The sequence below is a fragment of the bacterium genome, assembly GCA_020440705.1.
Lineage (GTDB): Bacteria > Krumholzibacteriota > Krumholzibacteriia > LZORAL124-64-63 > LZORAL124-64-63 > JAGRNP01.
Map to the genome: position 1 here is coordinate 1 of JAGRNP010000247.1, position 1,796 is coordinate 1,796.

The 1,796-nt window shown below is 68.3% G+C and carries 2 protein-coding genes; both read left to right on the forward strand.

The window, feature by feature from the left end; all coding sequences use genetic code 11:
* On the forward strand, nucleotides 1–1,309 hold a 1,309-nt coding region (locus KDM41_18105), incomplete at its 5' end, for a VCBS repeat-containing protein (protein MCB1185337.1).
* A gap of 30 nt (nucleotides 1,310–1,339) precedes the next feature.
* Nucleotides 1,340–1,796, forward strand: a 457-nt coding sequence (locus tag KDM41_18110; protein MCB1185338.1) for a sigma-70 family RNA polymerase sigma factor, incomplete at its 3' end; no start/stop codon positions are given.

Below are 1,796 nucleotides of genomic sequence, written 5' to 3' on the forward strand. Positions count from 1 at the left end.
CGGTGACATCGATGGCGACGGCCGGGCGGAACTGGCGACGACCTACGGCAGCGTCTTCCGCTGGCTGGCACCCGGCACCTGGTCCAACGTGGCCAACCTGGGGCTCAGCTTGACCGCCGACAAGCTCTACGGCGGTGACGTCGACGGCGATGGCCTGGGCGACTTCATCGTCCAGGCGGCGCATCAGGTCCAGGTGTACCGGGCGACCGGCACCGCCACCTTCTGCCTCCTGGGCACGATCCAACGCGGTTCCGTCACGCCCGGCACCTTGGCGCCCGAAGAGATCATCCGCACCGGCGACCTGGATGGCGACGGCGACGATGAACTCTTCCTCCGCGACGGCACGATCCGCGTCTTCGAATACCAGGCTGGCACCATGGTCGAGGTCTTTCCCGCGGGCGCAACGACCGCCGTGGATGCCGTCGAGCTCGCCGACCTGAACGCTGACGGCATCCCCGATTGGATCGCCGTGACCTCGAACATCATCGGCGTCCACCAGGGGCTCGGGGGCAACCCGCCGGCCTTCGCGATCCCCTCGGTCACGGCATGGCCGACGACCGGGACGCTGTCGTCGCCGCGCGTCGCCGATGTCGACGGTGACGGGCAACCCGATCTGATCATGGTTCACCGTGTTCCGATTCCATTCACCCTGCCTTCGGTCAGTCAGATCGTCACGCTGGTGGTGGCCAAGGGGGTGCCCGGAGGTTTCTCAACCCTGGACATCGGTCCGAAGGACGTCACGGCAATGGTCGATGCGAATCCCTTCTTTCAGCTCGGCGACGTCAACGGCGATGGCCGGCCCGACCTGGTCGATCGATCCGGAGGCCTTGGTCCGATCGTCTCCTGCCCACGCCCCTTGCACAGTCTGGCCCTGTCCGGCACGGCCACCGCCGATACGCTGTTCCTCGACGGCTCGTCCGGCGGAGTCGCCCGTGTCGTGCCCCTCGCCCTCTCCCCGCCCTTTACGATTCTGGTCACGGCGCCCCCCGCCGCCACGGGCCCTCTCGCCTTCGCCCTGTGGGGTCAGTTCGGGGCGCTGAACTTGCTGGACCATTTCGAGGGCCCCTTCGGTGCCGGGGCCTTCACGCCCGATTTCCTTCTCCCCGGTCGACCGGGCGCGTTCACGGTGACCAACGGACTCTGGGCCGACCCCCGGGCGCTGGCCCCGTCCGGGCCCACCCCCTGGACGCAAGTCGTCCCCGGCCCGCCGATCCCGGTCGTCTTCAGCCTCCAAGGCTTGATCGTCGACACCGGCGTCGTCCCGCCCGCCGTCTTCGTGACCAACGCCGTCACGGCCGATCTCCGTTGATGCTTTTGGCCGCCGGGGGTTCCGGTCCCTATGATCGCGACCATGGATCGAGGTGATTCCACCTGTTGGACCCTGGTGCGTGACGCCGCGGCGGGCGACCCGGAGAGCCGTGCCGATTTTTGCCGCCTGTACGAGCCGGTGATCCAGGCCTACCTCCAGGCCCGCTGGAAACTGCCGGCCGGCCATGACGACCTGAGGGACGCGATCCAGGACGTCTTCCTGCAGTGCTTCAAGCCCGCCGGAGCACTCCAGCGCGTCGATGCCTCACAGGCCGGCGGCTTTCGTGCCTTTCTCTATGGCATCGCACGCAACGTGGCCCGCGGTGCGGAAGCGACCCGGCGAAAAACCAGTCGACAAGGTGGGAGCCCGGAGCTCGAAGTCGAGCCCTTCGACGAGACCTCGGCTTCGCGAGTCTTCGATCACGCCTTCGCGCGCGTGATCACCCGGGAAGCCCGGCGTCTCCTCGCCGAACGCGCTCGCCCCGGCG